This is a genomic window from Microbacterium sp. AG157 (genome assembly GCF_003385695.1).
GTDB lineage: Bacteria > Actinomycetota > Actinomycetes > Actinomycetales > Microbacteriaceae > Microbacterium > Microbacterium testaceum.
The window spans coordinates 157,916-179,468 of the sequence record NZ_QRDK01000003.1 but is presented as its reverse complement, the minus strand read 5'-3'; the positions used below and the strand labels follow the sequence as shown (position 1 = coordinate 179,468).

The window sequence follows — 21,553 nt, the reverse complement described above, 5'->3', positions numbered from 1 at the left end:
TGCGGTTCACGTGGAGTGACCTTCCATCCAGGGGGATAAATGGCGGGGTACCCACCGCCATAGAAACACGAACCGGACGAAATGCGAAGGATTTCCTGTGAATTTATGATCAGAGTGCATAAATGTCGACCATTCGGGGGACAGGGCATCGGTCCTCTCGCGACCGGGGACCCGGCCGCTGATCCGCGGGTTGCGCGGCGGGCCGCCGGGGCGCCGTGCACGCGGTAATTAGGCTGACGAGCATGAGCACGAACGACTCCGGCGCCCCCGTTCCCGCGCTCTCTCCCGGCCTCCCCTCTCGTGCCGCTCGCATCGCCGCGACGTTCTCGCGGCGGACGGTCCCGGGGACCGTGCCTCGTCTCGGCGACCTGCCCGCGGACCCTGCCGTCGCCGCGTTCCTGGCCGCCGCGATCGACGGTGTCTCGCGCCCGGAGTCGCTCACCTCCGCCGCTTCGGCGCTGCATCGGCTCGCCGACGACCTCCCCGCCTCCCTCCCGTGGTTCGTGCGCGGAGCGCTGCAGATCGGCGGCGCCGTCGCGCCCGTGCTCCCGAGTCCCGCGGTGCCCCTCGCTCGCCGCGCGATGCGCGACCTCCTCGCCGCCCTCGTGCTCGACGTGCGCCCCGAGCGGCTCAGCCCGGCCCTCGAGGCCCTGGGCTCCGCGGTCGAGGTGCGTCTGGTCGGGCCCGCGATCGTCGGCGATGCCGGCGCACGGCGCCGGCTCGACGGCATCCGGTCGCTGCTGTCCCGCGACGACGTGTCGCGGATCTCGCTCGCGATCTCCGATGTCGTCGTCACGCCGTCGCCGTGGGCGTTCGATGCCGAGGTCGAGCACGCCGCCGAGCGGTTGCTGCCGGTCTTCCTCGACGCGCTCGCCGCGCGCACCCACGTGACGCTGATCGCGGAGGGACGCGACGACGTCGACCTCACCGTCGGGGTGCTCACGCGCGTGCTCGAGGAACCGCGTCTCGTCGAACTCCGAGCCGGCATCCAGTTGCCCGCGGCCGTCGGGGAGACGCCCGAGGCCGTCCGTGAGCTGTCGGCGTGGGCGCGCGTGCGCACCTCCGCGGGCGGCGCCCGCCTGACGCTGCGTCTGAGCGACGCCCTCATCGAGACCCCGGATACCGTGTCGGCGGCGCGCCACGGGTGGCCCGCCCCGGCGGTCACGGCGCGAGACGACGTTGACGCCGCCCTCGTTCGCAGCCTTCGCGAGGCGCTGAGTTCGAGGGGGCTCGAGGGCTTCGCCGTCGAGCTGGCGACCGCCGACCCCGAGCGCGCCGCCCTCGCCCTGGCCCTCGCGGCCGACGCGGAGGCCGCACTCGCCCTCGCCCTGCCGCACACCTCGCCCTGGACCCCGGGAGAGGGGCACCTTCGGACGGCGCCGACCGCGCACCACGATGACCTCGACGCCGTCGTCGCGCGCCTCGCCGCGAGCTACGCGACGGTGGTCGCCGGTGCGCCCGCCCTGCCGCTTGCGGTGCCCGAATCGCCCACCGCCTCCGAAGACGAGCGGGGCGAGGACGCGGACGAGCACACCCCCGAGACCGCGTCGATCGCTGCCCGCGTCCGGCGCGCGCTGGCCGCCGCCGAGCTCCCGGCTCTCGGCGGGCGCATTCCGCAGCGCGATGTCGAGGCGCTCCCGGCGATCCTGCGCGAGCGCGCCGACGACGATGCCGCCGAGCCGGGGCTCACGCAGGCGGTGCTGGGCATCGCGCGCGAGGCCGCGGCATCCGGGGACACCTCCGCCCTGGGTCCCGACGTGCAGCAGATGCTGTTCGGCGGACAGGCTTTCGTCGACACCGCCGTGTTCTCGGCCCGTGAGAGCGCAGAGCTCGCGGGCGGCGCTCCCGGGTTCCGTAACGTCTCCGACACCGATCCGACCGTCCCCGCCGACCGCGCCTGGGCGCTGTCCGTCCTCGGCCGCGTCGCCGGCTCGACCGCGGGGGATGCCACGGCCGCCGCGGGGCGCGTCGACGACCAAGCGGGACTCGATGCAGTGATCGATCGCGTGCGTGCCGCGGCCGAGCCGTGGGGGGCGCTCGCCGCTGCCGACCGCGCCGCCGTGCTGCAGTCGGTCGCGCGCAGCCTCGAGCAGCGCCGCGCCGAGCTCGTCGAGGTGCTCGCGTCCGAGGGAGGAGCCCTGCTCGCCGAGGCCGACGCCGAGGTCAGCCAGGCCGTCGACGCCGCCGCGTACTACGCCGCAACCGCGAAGGAGCTCGATCGCGTGCCCGGTGCCGTGTTCGTGCCCGACCGGCTGAGCGTCGTGGCTCCGCGGTGGAACGCCCCGGTGGGACTCTGCGCCGCCGAGACTCTCGCCGCTCTGGCCGCCGGGTCGGGGGTGGTGCTCACGCCCTCGCCGCGCGCGCGACGCTCGGGTGCCGTCATCGCCGAGGCGCTGTGGGCCGCGGGAGTGCCGCGTGACGTGCTCGTCTACGTCGACCTCAACGAGGACGCGTCGGGGCGCGCGCTCATCGCCCACCCGGGCGTCGACCGCGTGCTGCTCGCGGGAGCCCGCGCGACGGCCGAGCGCTTCGTTGCGTGGCGAGCGGCTCTGCCCCTGCAGGCGTTCACCGCCGGGCGCAACGTCGCGATCGTCGCCCCCTCCGCCGACGTGGACGCCGCCGTCGCCGACATCGTGGCCGGGGCCTTCGCCCGAGCGGGGCAGGCCGCCACAGCCGTATCGCTCGTGATTCTCGTCGGGGCGCTCGGGCGCTCGTCGCGCTTCACCGAGCAACTCAAGGATGCGGTGTCGTCGTTGCGCGTCGGTCCCGCTGACGACCCGCTCTCCGACATCGGCCCCCTCGTCGAAGAACCCGTGGGCGAGGTGCGTCGCGCCCTGACCGTCCTCGGCGATGGCGAACGCTGGCTCGTGGAGCCGCGCGAGCTCGATCTCGGGCCCGAGACGGCCGGCCGGTTCTGGTCGCCGGGCGTGCGCACGGGCGTCACCGCCGGGTCGCACCTCACCCGGGCCGCGGTGGCGGCGCCGGTGCTCGGCAACCTGCACGCCCCCACCGTGACCCGCGCGATCGAACTGCAGAACGCGATCGGGTCGGGCTTCGTCGCCGGTCTCCATACCCGCGACGAGGCCGATCTCGAGTTGTGGCTCGATACCGTCGAGGCCGCCGTGCTGCGGGTCAACCGTCCCTCGACCGGAGCGGTCGTGCAGCGCGAGCCGATCGGCGGCTGGGGCGAGGCGTCGGTGGGCGACGGGGCGATGTCGGGCGGGCCGAACCGTCTCGTCACGCTCGGATCGTGGCGACCGTCGTCGGGCGGGGCATCGTCGTCGACCCTGCACCTGCGCGGCCTCGATTCGCGCATCACAGCGCTGATCGAAGCAGCTCAACCGACCCTGTCGTACGAGGCCTTCGACTGGCTCCGCCGCGGTGCCCTCGCAGACGCTGTCGCGTGGGACCGCGAGTTCGGGCGCGTACGCGACGTGTCGCGACTCGGCGTCGAGCGCAACCTCCGCCGCTACCGACCGGTCGATGTGGCCGTCCGCGCCACCGCGGACGCCGCGTGGGAGGCGGTGCTGCGCGTTCTGGTGGCCGCGGTGCGCTCGGGCTCGGCCTTCAGCCTCAGTACCCCGGTGGGTCTTCCCGCCGCCGTCCGACACCTGCTGGGCGACAGCGGGGTCGCGGTCTCGGTCGAGAGCGACGCCGAGTGGCTGCAGCGTCTGGCGGGTGGCATCCCGGATGCCGCCGACGGCGACGCCGAGAACCTCGTCGCCGCCCCGCGCCCCGGGCGCCTGCGCCTCGTGGGCCCCGCTGAGACGGTGGCGACGCTGCGCACGGCCGTCGCCGAGACGGTCGGGGGCGACGTCTCCCTGACCGTGTATGCGAACGAGGTGACCACGGCCGGGCGGCTGGAGCTCCTGCCGTTCCTGCGTGAGCAGGCGGTGTCGATCGGCGCGTTCCGCTTCGGTGCCGTCGACACCTGGAGCGCCGCGGTCATCTGACCGGCCGCGCGCCCGCGCCCGTCCGGTGCGCCCGCTCGGTTGCACGCCCGGCGCGCGCTCGCCCGTGGGGGCACGTGTGGCGGGAGGAGATTTTGCCGGGGGAGGGTCCGTGCCCGTCGAGGCATCCTCCCGTGCCTGAATCTCCTCCGGTCCGGGTGTCTCGCGGTGCGACCGGTGGGTTGCACGCCCGTGGGGCGCACGCCCGCGGAGGCCCGTGTGGCGGGAGGAGATTTTGCCGGGGGAGGGTCCGTGCCCGTCGAGGCATCCTCCCGTGCCTGAATCTCCTCCGGTCCAGGTGTCTCGCGGAGCGCCCGGTGGGTTGCACGCCCGGCGCGCGCTCGCCCGTGGGGGCACGTGTGGCGGGAGGAGATTTTGCCGGGGGAGGGTCCGTGCCCGTCGAGGCATCCTCCCGTGCCTGAATCTCCTCCGGTCCAGGTGTCTCGCAGGGCGACCGGACGGCTGTGGCGCGGCAGCACGGCGTTTTCGAAAACGTTTAGCGTTGCGCGCGCGCCGGGGTACCGTCGTCGGAACCGCGAGGAGCACCGATGACCGCTGCCCGACTGACCGTCGACCCCCGTTTCGCGATCGGCCCCGTGCGCCGGCGCCTGTTCGGCGGGTTCGTCGAGCACCTCGGCCGCCACATCTACGACGGTCTCTACGAGCCCGGTCATCCCGAGGCCGACGGGCGCGGGTTCCGCCGCGACGTCATCGCGCTCGTCCGCGAGCTGGGTGTCTCGACGATCCGGTACCCCGGCGGCAACTTCGTCTCGGGATTCCGCTGGGAAGACAGCGTCGGGCCGCGCGTCGCGCGCCCGCGCCGCCTCGATCTCGCCTGGCACTCGACCGAGACGAACGAGGTGGGCCTGCACGAGTTCTCAGACTGGCTCGACGCCGTCGGCAGCGACCTCATGCTCGCGGTCAACCTCGGCACGCGGGGCACTCTCGAGGCGATCGACCTGCTCGAATACGCCAACGTCCCCGACGGCTCGACCCTGTCGCAGCGCCGCATCGACAACGGCCGAGCCGCACCGTTCGACGTGCGCGTGTGGTGCCTCGGCAACGAGATGGACGGCCCGTGGCAGCTCGGCCACCGCTCCGCCGACGACTACGGAAAGCTCGCCTCCCGCACGGCGAAGGGCATGCGCCAGCTCGACCCCTCGATCGAACTCGTCGTGTGCGGTTCGTCGGGTGCGCAGATGCCCACCTTCGGCGACTGGGAGCGCGTCGTGCTCGAGCACACCTACGACGACGTCGACATGATCTCGTGTCACGCCTACTACCAGGAGCACGACGGCGACGCGGCATCCTTCCTCGCCTCCGCCGTCGACATGGAACGCTTCATCGAGGCGGTCGTCGCCACGGCCGACCACGTCGGAGCGGCTCGCGGCAGCGCGAAGCGCATCGACATCTCGTTCGACGAATGGAACGTCTGGTACATCGACCGCGTCGACGCCGTGAAGCCCACCGCCATCGACGACTGGCCGGTCGCCCCGCGCCTGCTCGAAGACGTGTACTCGGTCCTGGATGCCGTGGTCTTCGGCGGTCTGCTCATCTCGCTGCTGAAGCACGCCGATCGGGTGGCGTCGGCCTCCCTCGCTCAACTCGTGAACGTCATCGCCCCGATCATGACCGAGCCCGGCGGGCCCGCCTGGCGCCAGACGACCTTCTTCCCCTTCGCGATCACGTCGCGCCTCGCGCGGGGGCATGCGGTGCGACTGCCCCTCGAGGCCCCGACGCTCGACACCGCTCGGTACGGGACGGTGCCCGCGGTGGATGCCGTGGCCACCGTCGACGACGCGGCCGGAACCGCCGCGGTCTTCGTCGTCCACAGGGGGCTCGAACACCCCGTCGCCGTCGACATCGACGTCAGCGCGCTCGGCGAGGTGGAGGTCGTCGAGACCCACCTCCTCCACGACGACGACCCCGGTGCCGCGAACACCCTCGACGAGCCCGAGCGGGTGCGGCCGCGGGCAGTCGAGACGCGCCTGGTGAACGGCATCCTGTCGGTGTCCCTCCCGCCCGTCGCGTGGATCGCGCTGTCGCTGCGGCGCACGGGCTGAGGGACGCGGGTCTCGTGGGACGACCCTCTTCGCGTGCGCATTCCGCGCAAGGTGCGACGCCCGGGCTTTCTCGCGGGACCACCGGCGGCAGGGCGGACCGCCGTGCCGTGCCGCTCGCCTCCACGCGCACACGCGTGCGAGAATGACACCGGCGTGCTCGGACCGACCTTTCCCCGCACGGCGCCACATGCAGTCGATGGGTGCCGCGCGGGTTCGAAGGGCCACCGAGCCCCAGGACAGCGTCCGCCGCACCTTTCCTCCGAGGAGCAGAGATGTCCGCTACCCCCGTCGCCACCACCGCCGAGGCCACGCCCGACGAGCGCGTGCAGCAGCACCGCCGGTACCTCATGTGCCGGCCCGAGCACTTCACGGTCAGCTACAGCATCAACCCGTGGATGGAGCCCTCGCGCCCCACCGACACGAACCTCGCGGTGACGCAGTGGCAGTCGCTCTACGACACCTACACGGAGCTCGGCCACGAGATCGAGCTCATCGACCCGCTCGAGGGGCTGCCCGACATGGTCTACACGGCCAACGGCGGTTTCGTGATCGACGGGGTCGCGTACGGCCCCAAGTTCCGCTTCCGCGAGCGCGCCGCCGAGGCGCCCGCGTTCATCGACTGGTTCGCCGCGAACGGCTTCGAGGTCGCCGAGCCGGTCGAGGTCAACGAGGGCGAGGGCGACTTCCTGCTCGTGGGCGACACGATCCTCGCCGGCACGGGCTTCCGCTCGACCGGCGACAGCCACCGCGAGGTGGGCGAGGTCTTCTCGCGAGAGGTCGTGTCGCTGACGCTGACCGACCCGCGGTTCTACCACCTCGACACCGCGATCGCGGTGCTCGATCCCGTCGAGGGCCCTGGCGGCGTCGAAAAGGCGAACATCGCGTACCTGCCCACCGCGTTCGACGAGCGCAGCCAGGCGATCCTGCGCGAGCGGTACCCGGATGCCATCCGCGTGTCCGACAGCGACGGCGCGGTGTTCGGCCTGAACTCGGCGAGCGACGGCAAGAACGTCATCATCTCGCCGCGCGCGGTGGGCTTCGAGGCGCAGCTGCGCGAGCGCGGGTACACCCCCGTGAAGGTCGACCTGTCCGAGCTGCTGCTCGGCGGCGGCGGGATCAAGTGCTGCACGCTGGAGCTGCGCGGCGGTTCGCGATGAGCACCACCGTCGACGACCTCGGCGCCCGCCTGATCGCCGAAGAGGGCGCACACCTCGCCCACAACTACCACCCGCTGCCCGTCGTCGTCTCGCGCGCCGAGGGCGTGTGGGTCACCGACGTCGAGGGCAAGCGCTACCTCGACCTGCTGTCGGCCTACTCCGCGCTCAACTTTGGGCACGGTCACCCCGCGATCCTCGCGGCCGCCCGAGAGCAGCTCGATCGCCTGACCCTCACCAGTCGCGCGTACCACAACGACCGGCTCGGTCCCTTCGCCACCGCGCTCGCGCAGCTCTGCGGCAAAGACCTCGTACTACCGATGAACACCGGCGCCGAGGCCGTCGAGACCGGCATCAAGGTCGCGCGTGCCTGGGGGTACCGCACCAAGGGCATCGCCCCCGACGCCGCGACGATCATCGTCGCGAACGGCAACTTCCACGGCCGCACCACCACGATCGTCGGCTTCAGCGACGACCCCACGGCGCACGACGACTTCGGTCCGTATGCGCCGGGCTTCGTGCACGTGCCCTACGGCGACGCGGATGCCATCGCTGCGGCGATCGACGAGAACACCGCCGCCGTGCTGCTCGAGCCCATCCAGGGCGAGGCCGGGGTTGTCCTCCCGCCCGAGGGGTTCCTGCAGCGGGTCCGCGAGATCTGCACCGCGAACGACGTGCTCTTCATCGCCGATGAGATCCAGTCGGGTCTGGGACGCGTGGGCGAGACGTTCGCCTGCGATCGCGAGGGCGTCGTGCCCGACGTCTATCTGCTCGGCAAGGCGCTCGGCGGCGGCATCCTGCCCCTGTCGGCCGTCGTCGCGAACGAGGACGTGCTCGGCGTCATCCGCGCGGGGGAGCACGGCTCGACCTTCGGCGGCAACCCGCTGGCCGCGGCCGTGGGTCTGCGGGTCGTCGAGATGCTGGCATCCGGAGAATTCCAGACGCGCGCGAAGGCGCTGGGGGCGCACCTCGAGGCGTCGCTGCAGTCGCTGATCGGCCACGGCGTCACGACCGTGCGTATCGCGGGGCTCTGGGCCGGCGTCGACATCGACCCCGCCTACGGCACCGGTCGCGAGATCGCCGAGAAGCTGCTCGCCCGCGGCGTGCTCGTGAAAGACACGCACGGCCAGACGATCCGCATCGCGCCGCCGCTGACGATCCGCGCGACCGAGCTGGACTGGGCCGTCGAGCAGGTACGGCACGTGCTGTCGGCCTGAGCGCCGAACGACCCCGCGTCGCGCCCGCGCCGAGGCGTGCGTGTCCCCCTTCGTGCGGATGTTCTGCACGAGGGGGGACACGGGCCGTCGCGCCGCGGACAGGCGTCGCGCCTCCGAGCGGGCTCAGGCCACCGACACCGTGCGCTGATCCCAGCCGGTCGCGCCGTCGGGTGCCGGGGCGGCCGTGTCGGCGGTCTGCGTCTCGCCCGTGGCCGAGACGGCCCGGCAGCGCAGGGTGTGCGATCCGCTCGTGGCGTTCCACGGCAGGCTCCACTGCACCCAGGTGTCGGCCGAGATCGCGCTGGCGAGCGTCGCTGCCTGCCACGGACCGTCGTCGATCTGCACCTCGACGCCCGAGACGCCCACGTGCGTCTGCCAGGCGACTCCGGCGATGACGGTGTCGCCCGCGCCGACCCGCGCGCCCGACCGGGGCACGTCGATGCGCGACTGCAGTTTCACGGGTCCGCGCTCCGACCAGCCGCGCGAGGTCCAGTACCCCTCGGCGCGGTCGTAGCGGGTGACCTCGAGCTCGCTGACCCACTTCGTCGCCGACACGTAGCCGTAGAGCCCCGGCACGACCATCCGCACGGGGAAGCCGTGCTCGATCGGCAGGGGTTCGCCGTTCATGCCGATGGCCAGCAGGGCGTTGCGGTCGTCGGTGAGGGCTTCGAGGGGGGTGGATGCCGTGAACCCGTCGACCGAGTGCGAGAGCACCATGTCGGCCTCGGTCGTCGGCTTCGCGCGCTCGAGGATGTCGCGAAGGGGCACCCCCAGCCAGCGGGCGGTGCCGATGAGCGATCCGCCCACCTCGTTCGACACGCACACGAGGGTTGCGACGGTCTCCTTCTGGGGGAGGGCGACCAGATCGTCCCACCGCAGCACCACCTCTTGCTCGACCATGCCGTGCACCCGCAGTGTCCAGGTCGCGGGGTCCACCTGCGGCACGACGAGAGCGGTGTCGATGCGGTAGAAGTCCGACGCGGGAGTGATGATCGGCCCGAGCCCGTCGATCCCGAGGTCGGCTCCGGCCGGAACGGGCGTGGTCGTCGCGGGGGAGGGCAGGCGCAGGGCGGAGCGCACCGCGCTGACGGCGCGCGCGCCCCCGCTCACCGCGACGGATCCGACGGCGGCGAGGGCGCCGGCCATGACGGCCACCCCCGACAGCGCGAGGACGCTGCGGCGCGAGACGCCGTCGTCGGTCGGGGCCTTCGTCGACCGTCGCCGGAGCCGGGCGACCAGCAGCCCGGCCACCAGGGCGGCGGCGGCTCCCGCGACCAGCGACGGGAGGGGCGACAGTGTCCCGGCATCCGCCCGCGTCATCGAGACGATCGCGCCGATCACCCCGAGCGCCACGAGGACGACCCGCCCCCACGGGGCCTTGCGCCGTTCGAGAACTCCGGCGACGCCGGCGACGATCAGCAGCAGCACCGCGATTCCCACGAGCAGGGCCGCCTTGTCGCCCGTACCGAACAGGTCGATGGCCAGGTCTTTCGCCCAGGCCGGGGCGAGGTCGATCATGCCCCCGCCGATGACGGCGAACGGGCTCGCGGTGGGCGAGACGATCGCCGCGGCGAGCTCGCCGAGGCCGGCGCCGAACACGGTGGCGGCGATCGACGCGACGATCGCCGCGAGATCGCGGCGGCGGAAAGATGCGGGGGTCACGAAGGGAGCCTAGGGAGCCCCGGGCACCCCGGCGCCGGACGCGCGGTATTCACAGCCAACCGGCATCCGCCGCTCTGCTCTGCCCGAGACGGGCGGCGGTGTCAAGGTCCTCGCCGAAACCCGCCGCGGTCCCCACGCTGTCGCGGTGAGACACCGCGGAGCTTTGCCATCCCCCCTCCTCCTCTCCGACGACGCCCCCGACCTCGACGACGTCCGTGAGGCCCTTCGCAGGGCGGATGCCGTCAAGGGGCTCGGCAGCGACGTCGCGGCCACGCTCGCGTGGGCGACGAGCGTGACCCCTCCGCGCTCCCTCGCCGCGACCTGGGAACTCCTCGCGTCCGTGGCCAGGCGAGACGTCGCCGCCGCTCGCGTGCTCGAGCCGCACCTCGACGCGCTCGCGATCCTCGGCGAAGCCGCCCGCGAGGGGATCGACGTCGCGCTCGAGCCCGGCGGGTCGTGGGGCGTCTTCGCGGCGGAGGGCCCCGGCATGCGACTCGAGGCTCGACAGGATGCCGGAACCTGGACGCTGCGCGGAACCAAGCCCTGGTGCTCGCTCGCGGCCCACCTCGACCGTGCCCTCGTGACCGCGTGGGTCGACGACGAACGGCGACAGCTCTTCGCGCTCGACCTGCGCGCCCCGGGTGTCACCTCGCGGACCGGCCCCTGGTACGCCCGCGGACTCGACCGGGTCGTCAGCGCCCCGATCGACGTCGACGGGGCGGTCGCCGTCCCCGTGGGCGAGCCCGGCTGGTACCTGCGTCGATCGGGCTTCGCGCACGGCGGGGTCGGAGTCGCGGCCTGCTGGTGGGGTGGGGCCCTGCCGCTGCGTGATGCGTTGAGCGAGGCCGCCGCGTCCGACCGCGCCGATCAGCTCTCGCGCGTGCATCTCGGGCGTGCCGACACCGCCCTCTGGGCCGCGCGCGCCGTGCTGCGCGAGACGGCGACGGTCTTCGGTGCCGGGGGCTCGGCATCCGCGGGCCTGCGTGCCGCCCGCGCGCGCACCGTGGTCGCCGACGCCGTCGAGACGACCCTCGCCGAGGCCGCGCACGCGCTCGGACCGCTGCCGCTCGTCGCCGACGAGGCGTACGCGCGTCGCGTCGCCGACCTGCAGGTCTACCTGCGCCAGCATCACGGCGAGCGCGACGTCGCGAGAATCGGCGTCGACGTCGCGACGGGGGCGGGCGCGTGGTGAGCTTCGACCACCGCGATCCCGGGACCGACGAGAGCGTCTGGACGGACGCACTCCGCCGTGACCTGCCCCCGCTCGATCTCGACGTCGACCATCTGATCGTGGTCGCCGCGCACCCCGACGACGAGAGCCTCGGAGCCGCGGGTCTGCTCGCGACCGCGGCCGCGCGCGGCATCCCGATCGATCTTCTCGTCGTGACCGACGGCGAGGGCTCTCACCCCGGTTCGCCCACCCACGGGCCCGCGACCCTCGCGCTCCTGCGCCGCCGCGAGCTTCACGATGCGGCGCGCATCGTGGGCCTGGTCGGCGATCCGATCTTCCTCGGCCTGCCGGATGGCGGGACGGAGGAGTACCGGGATGCCATCACCGCGGCGCTGCGCGAAACGCTCGACGCCGCGGCCGGTCGGCGCGTGCTGGTGCTGTCGCCGTGGCGGGGAGACGGGCATCGCGACCACCGGGTCGTCGGCGAGATCGTGGAACAGGTCTGCGCCGCCCGCGGGGTGCGCTCGCGCGCCTTCCCGATCTGGCTCTGGCACTGGGGCGGCCTCGACGACGTGCCGTGGGACCGCGTCGAGCGTCTCGCCCTCGAGCCCCGCTCGCGAGAGGTCAAGACCCGCGCCCTCGACGCGCACCGAAGTCAGCTCGAGCCGCTGTCGGGCGCCCCGGGGGATGAGGCGACGATCCACGCCGGCATGCGCGCGCACGCCGAGCGCGACGCCGAGCTCTTCATCGCCCCGGAGCCGCCCGCGACCCCGGCGGGCAGCGTCGGAAGGCAGTACTTCGACGACATGTACGCCCGCCACGACGATCCCTGGGGCTTCGACTCGCGCTGGTACGAAGAGCGCAAACGTTCCGTGCTCCTGGCCGCCCTCCCGTGGCGCCACTACCGCTCGACCCTCGAGGCGGGGTGCTCGACGGGGGCGCTGACGGTGCATCTGGCCGACCGGAGCGACCGGGTGCTCGCCGTCGACCTCGCGCCCGCGGCCCTCGAGCGCGCGCGGACGCGCCTCGCGGGTCGCGAGAACGTCGAGCTCCGCCTCGCGACGCTCCCCGACGCATGGCCCGAGGGGGAGTTCGACCTCGTCGTGCTGTCGGAGGTGGCCTACTACTGGGCCGGCGTCGATCTCGACCGCGGGCTCACCGCGGCCACCGCCTCGCTCAGCGCCGACGGTCGCCTCGTCGCCTGTCACTGGCGGCACCCGGTGGCCGAATACCCCCGCAGCGGCGACGAGGTGCACGCCGCGCTCGCCGCACGTCCCGATCTCGTGCGTCTCGTGCGGCACGAGGAGGAGGACTTCGTGCTCGAGGTGTACGCGCACCCGGGCGCGCGTTCGGTGGCGGCCGAGTCCGGACTCGTCCCGTGAGGGCGGTGGCCGTGGTGATCCCGGCGCACGACGAGGAAGCGCTGATCGGGCGCTGCCTGGCATCGGTCGACCGGGCCGTCTCTCGCGCGAAGAAGCGCACGCCCGACCTGGCCGTCGCGGTCGTCGTCGTGCTCGATGCGTGCACCGACACCACCGCCGCGCAGGTGCGGCGCTGGCCCGTCGAGACGGTCGAGATCGGCGCTCGCCGCGTGGGCACCGCGCGGCGGGTCGGTGTCGCGCACGCGCTCGGGACGCTCTCGGCGAGCCCGGTCGACACGTGGATCGCGATGACGGATGCCGACACCGTCGTGCCCCCGAACTGGGTCACCCACCAGCTCGATCTCGCCGACACCGGGGTCGACCTCGTGCTCGGAACCGTGCGCCCCGACTTCGCCGACCTCAGCGCCCGCCACGCCGCGTACTGGCGCGCCACGCACCATCGGGGCGCACCGCCCGGGAACGTCCACGGCGCCAACCTCGGCGTGCGCGCGAGCACGTACGGCCGGGCGGGCGGCATCCCGGATCTCGTCGAACACGAGGACGTGGCCCTCGTCCGGGCGGCCCGGGCCCTCGGCGCCCGGGAGCGGGCGAGCGATGCGCACGAGGTCGAGACCTCCGGCCGATTCACGGGGCGCACGCCCGCCGGCTACGCCGCGTTCCTCGCGCGGGTGCACTCCTGGGTCGATGCTCCACCCCTGGCGGCCCCCGGCGCCTGACGCATCGCGCGGGGGCTCGTCAACCACCTCGCCGGTTGCGCGCTCGCGGCGCAGACTGATCGTCCCCCCCCGGAACGAGAGGCACCACCATGAAGGCACTGACCTGGCAGGGCACGCGCAACGTGAGCGTCGAGGAGGTCCCCGACCCCGAGATCCTCGAGCCGACCGACGCGATCGTGAAGATCACCTCGACCGCGATCTGCGGCTCCGACCTGCACCTGTACGAACTGTTCGGCCCCTTCATCGACAAGGGCGACGTGCTCGGACACGAGCCGATGGGCGTCGTCGTCGAGGTGGGCTCGGCCGTGACGAATCTCGCCGTCGGCGACCGCATCGTCGTGCCCTTCAACATCTCGTGCGGCCACTGCTTCCTGTGCCGCCGCGGCCTGCAGTCGCAGTGCGAGACAACGCAGGTGCGCGAGTACGGCAGCGGCGCGGCGCTCTTCGGCTACACGAAGCTCTACGGTCAGGTACCGGGCGGTCAGGCCGAGTACTTGCGCGTCCCGCTGGCCGATTACAACCACATCCGCGTCGGAGACGACCTGCCCGACGATCGCTACCTCTTCCTCAGCGACATCGTGCCCACGGCGTGGCAGGGCGTGCAGTACGCGAACGTCCCCGAGGGCGGCACGCTCGCGGTGATGGGCCTCGGCCCGGTGGGGCAGTTCGCCGCCCGTATCGGCGTGCACCTGGGCTACCGCGTGCTCGCGGTCGAGCCCGAGCCCGAGCGGCGCGCCATGGCCGAGCGGCACGGCATCCTGACCTACGACCTGACCGACACGGTGGTCGACGAACTGGTCGACCTCACCGAGGGGCGTGGGGCCGACGGTGTGGTGGATGCCGTCGGCATGGAGGCCCACGGCAACGGGGGCGTCGAGCTGGCGCAGAAGGCCGTGGGCCTTCTCCCCGACGCGCTCGCGCAGAAGCTCATGGACAAGGCCGGGCTCGACCGCTTGGCGGCGGTGTACGCCTCGATCGACCTCGTCCGCCGCGGCGGCACGGTGTCGTTGAGCGGGGTGTACGCCGGAGAGGCCGACGTGCTGCCGATGAAGACGATGTTCGACAAGCAGATCGCCCTCCGGATGGGCCAGTGCAACGTCAAGCGCTGGGTCGACGACCTGCTGCCGCTGGTCGAGGACCCCGCCGACCCGCTCGGTGTGATGGACCTCGTCACGCACCACGCCCCGCTCGATGACGCCCCGGGCCTGTACGAGACGTTCCAGAAGAAGCAGGACGGCTGCATCAAGGTGGTGCTGCGCCCCGGCACCTGAGCCGTTCGACGGAGCCGCTCGTGCGCACGCCGTGCTCGGCGGCGCAAGAGCGCGGGTGGGAAACGTGTCCGCAACACGGCGCTGAGTAGAGTCGTCGCATGGGTGACCTGTTCGACGGTTACGGCTCCACGCTGGCGCCGCGCAAGACCGCTTCCGGCATCCCGGCGTTCGACGAGATGTTCGGCGTTCCGGCGAGTCCCGGAGAAGCCGCCCCGTCTCGTGAGGCGTACCGGGAGCTGTACCAGACGCTCGCGCAGATGACGCAGGAGGAGCTGCGCGGACGCACCGAGTCGCTCGCCAGTTCGTATCTCGCGCAGGGTGTCACGTTCGACTTCGCGGGCGAGGAACGACCGTTCCCCCTGGATGCCGTGCCCCGGGTCATCGCCTACGACGAGTGGTCGCGCATCGAGGCCGGCGTGAAGCAGCGCGTCAAGGCCCTCGAGGCGTTCCTCGACGACGCGTACGGCAATCAGCACTGCGTCCGCGACGGCATCCTGCCCGCGGGTCTCATCTCGTCGTCGCAGTACTTCTACCGTCAGGCGGCCGGCATCCGCAGCGCCAACGGCGTGCGGATCCAGGTGTCGGGCATCGACCTCATCCGCGACGAGCACGGCGAGATGCGCGTGCTCGAAGACAACGTGCGCGTGCCCTCCGGCGTCTCGTACGTGATCTCGAACCGCCGCGTCATGGCGCAGACGCTTCCCGAGCTGTTCGTGTCGATGCGGGTGCGCCCCGTCGGCGACTATCCGAACAAGCTGCTCGCCGCCCTCCGCGCGTCGGCCCCGCCCGGGATCGACGACCCGAACATCGTCGTGCTCACGCCGGGCGTCTACAACTCGGCGTACTTCGAGCACACGCTGCTCGCGCGCCTCATGGGCGTCGAGCTCGTCGAGGGCCGCGACCTGCTGTGCATCGGCGGCAAGGTGTTCATGCGCACCACTCGCGGCCCGCAGCGCGTCGATGTCATCTATCGCCGCGTCGACGACGATTTCCTCGACCCGCTGCAGTTCCGCGCCGACTCGATGCTGGGCGCGCCCGGCCTCATGCTCGCCGCGCGCCTGGGCAACGTCACGATCGCCAATGCCGTGGGCAACGGCGTCGCCGACGACAAGCTGCTCTACACGTATGTGCCGGATCTCATCCGGTACTACCTCGCCGAAGAGCCCATTCTCAAGAACGTCGACACCTGGCGTCTCGAAGACCCGGGCGCCCTCGAAGAGGTGCTCGACCGTCTGCCCGAACTCGTGGTCAAGCCGGTCGACGGCTCGGGTGGCAAGGGGCTGGTCGTGGGGCCCGACGCCTCGCCCGCCGAGCTCGACGCCCTGCGCAAGCGCTTGCTCGCCGACCCGCGCGGATGGATCGCGCAGCCCGTCGTGATGCTCTCGACCATCCCGACCCTCGTCGAAGACGGAATGCGTCCGCGTCACGCCGACCTGCGCCCCTTCGCGGTCAACGACGGAGACGACATCTGGGTGCTCCCCGGTGGCCTGACCCGCGTCGCGCTGCCCGAGGGGCAGCTCGTGGTGAACTCCAGTCAGGGCGGCGGTTCGAAGGACACCTGGATCGTCGGCGGCTCGGCGCCCTCCCACGTCGAGTACGGTCAGGGCAACGGCGTCTCGGGTCTCGTCGCCGACCAGGCCGCGGTGACCGAGGCGATTCCGATCATCTACGACGGCCAACCCGCTCCCGCGACCTCGCCCCGCGACCCCCGTCCGGGTAACGGCCCCTCCGGCAAAGAGCAGCAGGAGCAGCAGCAGCAGGATGCCGCGGTGCAGCACGGTCCGCAGGCCGAGCAGCAGCAGCAGTCGCAGGAGGTGCCGGGGTGCTGAGTCGTATCGCCGAATCGCTGTTCTGGATCGGGCGCTACATCGAGCGCAGCGACGGAACCGCTCGCATCCTCGACGTGCACCTGCAGCTGCTGCTCGAAGATCCATGGATCGACGAAGACACCGCGTGCCGATCGCTCCTGAGCGTCATGGGTTCGGCGTGGCCCGAGAACGTCGACTCCGTGCGACGAGACGATGTCCTCGCCCGTCTCGCGGTCGATCGGATGAACCCCTCGAGCATCGCCTACTCGCTCACCGCGGCGCGCGAGAACGCCCGGCGTGCGCGCGAGATCGTCTCGACCGAGCTGTGGGAGATCCTCAACACCACGAACGCCCGGATGCCGCGACGGCTGCAGACCGAGAAGGTGCACGAGTTCTTCCAGTGGGTGCGCGAGCGCGCGGCCCTGGCGATCGGCATCGTCGACTCCTCGACGAACCGCGACGAGGCCTGGCAGTTCTTCACCCTCGGGCGCAGCATCGAGCGCACCGATATGACCGCGCGCCTGCTGGCGACGCGCTCGCTCACCGAGGTGTCGGGCCCGTCGTGGACGACGATCCTCCGCTCGTGCGGCGCGTACGAGGCGTACCTGCGCACGTACCGGGGGATGCCGAGCGCGCGCAATGCCGCCGAGTTCCTCCTGCTCGACCGTCTCTTCCCGCGCTCGATCATCTACTCGATCCAGCGCGCCGAGGACTGCATGAGCGCCATCGATCCGCGCGCCGACCGCGTCGGCCACTCCAACACCGTTCTCCGGGCCCTCGGACAGATCCGCAACGATCTCGAGTACCGCCCGGTCAGCGACATCCTGGCGGAGCTGCCCGAGCACATGCAGCGCGTGCAGACCGTGACCCGCGAAGCGTCGGAGGCGATCCGGTCGCGCTTCTTCCCGACGCAGGCCGAGCCGAGCTGGATCGGGGAGATCTCATGAAACGCCTTCGCATCGAACACCAGACCGGGTTCGTCTACCCGGGCGACGTCGTCGCGTCGTACAACGAGGCCCGCATGCTCCCGCACTCGACCGACAGCCAGTTCGTGCTGAGCTCGTCGCTCGACATCGAGCCGTCGACCTCGGTCAACCAGTACGTCGACTACTTCGGCACGCGGGTGGCGGCGTTCGATGTGCTGTCGCCGCACGGGGCGCTCACGATCACCGCGCGCTCCCTCGTCGAGGTGCGTCCGCGCCCCATCGAACACGCCGACATCACATGGGAGCAACTGGCCGCCGAGGCCTCCCGCTCGATCACGACCGTCGAGCAGTTGACGCAGACCCGTCGCACGACCCCGCACCCCGAGGTGGCGGAGCTCGCCCGCTCGATCGCGGCGCAGCACGACCGGCCGGGCCCCGCGGCGCACGCGATCGCCGAGGCGATCGGCGACGCCATCGACTACATGCAGGGCGTCACCGGCGTGCACTCCACGGCGGTCGACGCGTGGGAGGCGCGAAAAGGCGTCTGCCAGGACATCGCGCACATCGCGATCGGGGCCCTGCGCGAGGTCGGCATCCCGGCCCGCTACGTGTCGGGCTACCTGCACCCGAAGCCCTCCGCCGAGGTCGGCGAAGCGGTGACGGGGGAGTCGCACGCGTGGGTCGAGTGGTTCGCCGGCGACTGGCAGGGCTTCGACCCCACCAACAACATCGAGATCGGCGACCGGCACGTGCTGGTGGGCCGCGGACGCGACTACAACGACGTGCCCCCGCTGCGCGGTGTGTACGCCGGCCCCGGCAAGAGCAACCTGAAGGTCAAGGTCACGATCACGCGCGAGACCTGAGCGCCGAGGCGACGCCGCGGGCTCGGACGCGGGCCGTCATGCGGAGTCCGTGCTCGACACTCCGCCCGGGCGCCGGCATCCTGAACCGGTGTGTCGAACACGACGTCCGCGTGACGGCACGGCACGACGGAACGGATTGCCGCAGGTGATCGCGAATGCCGGCGCGTCTCGCAACGGCTGGGCGTCACAGCACAGGGTGAGCAGGCCGGCGGTCTCGCCGCGGTCGGCGTAGCGCGCCCACTCCTCGCGGGGCGGTGTGCGGTCGAGGGCGTTGAGGCGGTGCTCGCACACGGGCCCTGGTCGGGGGGCTCTCTCGCGCGTAGTGTGGTCTGACCACACCGTACGAGAGGGTCTCCCATGGTCCAGCGACAGCTCCCCAAGGTCAACGAGCTCCTCGAGCTCATGCAGTTCAAGAAGCCCGAATTCGACGCGCGCAAGCGCCGCCTGGACGCGGCGCTGACCATCGCCGACCTCCGGACCATCGCCAAGAGGCGCACACCCAAGGCCGCCTTCGATTACACCGACGGTGCCGCCGAGGGCGAGCTCTCGCTCGACCGCGCCCGCCGCGCGTTCGAAGACGTCGAGTTCCACCCCGACATCCTGCGGCCCGCCGCCGACGTCGACACCTCGTGCGAGATCCTCGGCGCCCCCTCCGCGCTGCCCTTCGGCATCGCGCCCACCGGTTTCACGCGTCTCATGCAGACCGAGGGTGAGACGGCGGGCGCGTCTGCGGCGGCCGCCGCCGGCATCCCGTTCACCCTCTCGACCCTCGGCACCACCTCGATCGAAGACGTCAAGGCCGCGAACCCGGTCGGTCGCAACTGGTTCCAGCTGTACGTGATGCGCCAGCGCGAGATCTCGTACGGGCTCGTCGAACGCGCCGCCCGGGCGGGCTTCGACACCCTCATGTTCACCGTCGACACCCCCATCGCCGGGGCGCGCCTGCGCGACAAGCGCAACGGCTTCTCCATTCCGCCGCAGCTGACCGTCGGAACCATCGTCAACGCGATCCCGCGCCCCTGGTGGTGGATCGACTTCCTCACCACCCCGAAGCTCGAATTCGCGTCGCTGAGCACGACGGGCGGAACCGTCGGCGAGCTGCTGAACGCCGCGATGGACCCCACCATCGGCTACGACGACCTCGACATCATCCGCGGGATGTGGCCCGGCAAGATCGTCGTCAAGGGCGTGCAGAACGTCCAGGACGCCGCGCGTCTGGTCGATCTCGGCGTCGACGGCATCGTGCTGTCGAACCACGGCGGTCGTCAGCTCGACCGTGCGCCCATCCCCTTCCACCTGCTGCCGAAGGTCGTACGCGAGGTCGGCAAGGATGCGACGGTCATGGTCGACACCGGCATCATGAACGGCGCCGACATCGTGGCATCCGTCGCTCTGGGGGCGACCTTCACCCTGATCGGACGGGCGTACCTCTACGGCCTCATGGCAGGCGGGCGTCAGGGGGTCGACCGGACGATCGCGATCTTGCGCAGCGAGATCGAGCGCACGATGACCCTGCTCGGTGTCTCCTCCCTCGCCGAGCTGGAGCCGCGGCACGTGACGCAGCTGACGCGCCTCGTGCCGGTGGGGGGACAGGGGCAGGACGCCCGCGTCTGATCACCGGCAGAAGGGCCGCCCGAAACCGAACAGGACGCCGCCGACGGGCACGCTCTCGCTCGACTCGGCCGACCAGTGCGCGCCGATGTTCGTCCGCACCGTCACCGTGTCGGTGCGGAAGAGGGAGTACGAGCCGTCGTTGGGCACGCGAACGGCTCGGAACCACGGTGGGATGTCATCGACCACGACCCGCCCGTCGACCAGCAGGTCGAAGCTGCGGGGCTCCCACCCGTCGTACGCCCACGTCACCACGGCTCCGCCGTCGTTGTCACAGCCGAGCGACCAGGGGCCGGTCGCGCGCCCGGCCGTGACGGTTCCGGATGCCGCGGCCTCGCCGCTGAACGACGCCGAGGCCGGGGTGCTCACGGCCGCCCCGGTCAGGGCGACGGCGACCGCGAGGCCGAGGGCGCGGCCGAGCCGGCGGGTTCTCGACGAGCGGGCGCGAAGAGCGCGACGCGTGAGCGGTTGCGCGTGCGCGGCGGCGTCTCGCGGCGGACTCGGCTCGTCGGGGTCGTCGTCGGCGCCCCGGCGCAGCGCGACAGCGAGACACAGAGCGAACCCCGCGACACTCACCGCGAGCGGGACGACCTCTCCGGTGCGCAGCCACACGATCGGCAGCCCGATCCCGGGCACCCGCAGCACCCCGATGCCGAGAACGGCATCGGGGTGCAGCGGCGTCGAGTCGGCGTCGGGGTTGGCGTCGCCCTTCGTGACGAGGCCACCGTCGGGGTCGAGCTCGGCGACGCGGTGCAGGCGCAGGCGGTCGGTCCAGTCCGGGTCGATCGCCAGCACGACACGTCCCGGAAGGAGCGCCTCCCGCGGGGCGGGCCGCGACACGACGACATCACCCACCTCGATGGCCGGCGTCATGGACGCCGTCATCACAGTGGTCGGCGGCCACCCCAGGGCCACGGGAGCCGCCGCCCAGAACGCCAACGCCAGCACCAGCGCCACGACCGCCCGCGCCGCCGCCACCCCCGCGACGAGGAGGATGCGACGGGAGCGCACGGACTCAGCTGTTCTGCGCTTCCCAGACGAACGCGGTCGAGGCGGTGCCGCCCTGGACCGCGTTCGGCGCGTCGTCGGCGAGCCTCCACGTGATGCGGAAGGTGCGCGTCTCGCTTCCGCCCCCGCCCGGGCTCCACGTGGCTGCTCCCGACCGGTACGAGGTGTGTGCCCCGGTGAAGCCCGAGAGGCGGCCGTCGAAGACGGTGCTCTGCGAGGTGAAGCCGTTGCAGGTGCCGTAACCGCCGCCGGTTCCCTGCTCGACGCGCAGGATCAGGTGGTCGGCCAGGCCCGCGGATCCCGAGGCATCCGCGGCGTAGAGGCGTACCTGCGAGGCCAGGGTTCCGGTCGAGGTGACGGCGATGCAGGTCGTCGCCCCGTCGCCCGGCTTGGCGTTGCCGGCCGTGAACAAGGCGCGGCCGGCGGCGTCGTCGTCGAGCTGGACGGTCCCCGCCCGCCAGCCGTTGCGTTCATTGGAGGCGGTGTCGGAGAAGGCGGCGTACGAACTCGTCGACACCAGCAGCCCCGCCGCGACGACAGCCGCGGGAAGGGCGATCGCGGTGGCGATGCGAGAGGAACGGCGTGTGAACTTCGGCATGATGGATCTCCCCACGAGATCGATGTGCGTATTGGACACCCGCACAATAGGGGAGCTGCTGGGCCTCGGACGGGTGCGCCCGTTGGCTTGACAACGCCTGCGTCGTCGTGGCAGAAGTGCGACTGAATGGACTCACCCGGTTCGCGCGCCGAC

General features: G+C 72.2%; 15 protein-coding genes. 12 read left to right on the top strand and 3 right to left on the bottom strand.

Annotation, left to right across the window (positions count from 1 at the left end; translation table 11 throughout):
• Positions 1 to 242: 242 nt before the first annotated feature.
• The 4 genes from DEU35_RS10215 (at position 243) to rocD (ending at position 8,384) form a co-directional block, all read left to right on the top strand.
• Positions 243 to 3,953 (top strand): aldehyde dehydrogenase family protein, encoded by a 3,711-nt coding sequence (locus DEU35_RS10215; protein WP_116239438.1) that lies wholly within the window; start codon positions 243 to 245, stop codon positions 3,951 to 3,953.
• A gap of 545 nt (positions 3,954 to 4,498) precedes the next feature.
• Complete coding sequence (locus tag DEU35_RS10210) at positions 4,499 to 6,013, top strand: alpha-N-arabinofuranosidase (RefSeq protein ID WP_116239437.1); 1,515 nt, start codon at positions 4,499 to 4,501, stop codon at positions 6,011 to 6,013.
• A gap of 272 nt (positions 6,014 to 6,285) precedes the next feature.
• Positions 6,286 to 7,170 carry a dimethylargininase gene (gene ddaH, locus DEU35_RS10205; protein WP_103208273.1) on the top strand — a complete coding sequence of 295 codons (885 nt, stop codon included), beginning with the start codon at positions 6,286 to 6,288 and terminating at the stop codon, positions 7,168 to 7,170.
• The gene (gene rocD / locus DEU35_RS10200; protein ID WP_116239436.1) at positions 7,167 to 8,384 is read left to right on the top strand and encodes an ornithine--oxo-acid transaminase; all 1,218 of its coding nucleotides are present in this window, start codon (positions 7,167 to 7,169) and stop codon (positions 8,382 to 8,384) included. The genes ddaH and rocD overlap by 4 nt, the downstream gene beginning before the upstream one ends.
• Before the next feature lie 123 nt (positions 8,385 to 8,507).
• Here the strand turns inward: rocD and DEU35_RS10195 are convergent, their stop codons facing one another.
• A complete protein-coding gene (locus DEU35_RS10195; RefSeq protein WP_103208276.1) occupies positions 8,508 to 10,046 on the bottom strand; it encodes a molybdopterin-dependent oxidoreductase in 1,539 nt (512 codons plus the stop codon).
• A 163-nt stretch (positions 10,047 to 10,209) separates the two neighbouring features.
• Between DEU35_RS10195 and DEU35_RS10190 the strand changes: the two genes are divergently transcribed.
• The 8 genes from DEU35_RS10190 to DEU35_RS10155 all read left to right on the top strand — a co-directional run bounded on the left by DEU35_RS10190 (position 10,210) and on the right by DEU35_RS10155 (position 19,797).
• Positions 10,210 to 11,238 carry an acyl-CoA dehydrogenase gene (locus DEU35_RS10190; protein ID WP_116239435.1) on the top strand — a complete coding sequence of 343 codons (1,029 nt, stop codon included), beginning with the start codon at positions 10,210 to 10,212 and terminating at the stop codon, positions 11,236 to 11,238.
• Positions 11,232 to 12,599, top strand: a complete 1,368-nt coding sequence (locus DEU35_RS10185) for a bifunctional PIG-L family deacetylase/class I SAM-dependent methyltransferase (RefSeq protein WP_116239434.1) — start codon at positions 11,232 to 11,234, stop codon at positions 12,597 to 12,599. Before DEU35_RS10190 ends, DEU35_RS10185 begins: the two co-directional genes overlap by 7 nt.
• A 5-nt stretch (positions 12,600 to 12,604) precedes the next feature.
• Positions 12,605 to 13,315: a glycosyltransferase family 2 protein gene (locus DEU35_RS10180; protein ID WP_258027917.1), complete on the top strand. Its 711-nt coding sequence runs from the start codon at positions 12,605 to 12,607 to the stop codon at positions 13,313 to 13,315.
• A gap of 89 nt (positions 13,316 to 13,404) precedes the next feature.
• The gene (locus tag DEU35_RS10175; protein WP_103208285.1) at positions 13,405 to 14,586 is read left to right on the top strand and encodes a zinc-dependent alcohol dehydrogenase; all 1,182 of its coding nucleotides are present in this window, start codon (positions 13,405 to 13,407) and stop codon (positions 14,584 to 14,586) included.
• 98 nt (positions 14,587 to 14,684) lie between these two features.
• Complete coding sequence (locus DEU35_RS10170; RefSeq protein WP_116239433.1) at positions 14,685 to 16,415, top strand: circularly permuted type 2 ATP-grasp protein; 1,731 nt, start codon at positions 14,685 to 14,687, stop codon at positions 16,413 to 16,415.
• Positions 16,409 to 17,341 carry an alpha-E domain-containing protein gene (locus DEU35_RS10165; RefSeq protein WP_103208289.1) on the top strand — a complete coding sequence of 311 codons (933 nt, stop codon included), beginning with the start codon at positions 16,409 to 16,411 and terminating at the stop codon, positions 17,339 to 17,341. The genes DEU35_RS10170 and DEU35_RS10165 overlap by 7 nt, the downstream gene beginning before the upstream one ends.
• Entirely contained in the window at positions 17,338 to 18,183 is an 846-nt protein-coding gene (locus DEU35_RS10160) for a transglutaminase family protein (protein ID WP_103208291.1), read from the top strand. The genes DEU35_RS10165 and DEU35_RS10160 overlap by 4 nt, the downstream gene beginning before the upstream one ends.
• A gap of 357 nt (positions 18,184 to 18,540) precedes the next feature.
• Positions 18,541 to 19,797 carry an alpha-hydroxy acid oxidase gene (locus tag DEU35_RS10155; RefSeq protein ID WP_116239432.1) on the top strand — a complete coding sequence of 419 codons (1,257 nt, stop codon included), beginning with the start codon at positions 18,541 to 18,543 and terminating at the stop codon, positions 19,795 to 19,797.
• Here the strand turns inward: DEU35_RS10155 and DEU35_RS10150 are convergent, their stop codons facing one another.
• Positions 19,798 to 20,805, bottom strand: coding sequence for a S24/S26 family peptidase (locus DEU35_RS10150; protein ID WP_116239431.1), 1,008 nt, complete (start codon positions 20,803 to 20,805; stop codon positions 19,798 to 19,800).
• Positions 20,806 to 20,809: 4 nt separating this feature from the next.
• Complete coding sequence (locus DEU35_RS10145; RefSeq protein WP_103208298.1) at positions 20,810 to 21,400, bottom strand: SipW-dependent-type signal peptide-containing protein; 591 nt, start codon at positions 21,398 to 21,400, stop codon at positions 20,810 to 20,812.
• Positions 21,401 to 21,553: the final 153 nt, after the last annotated feature.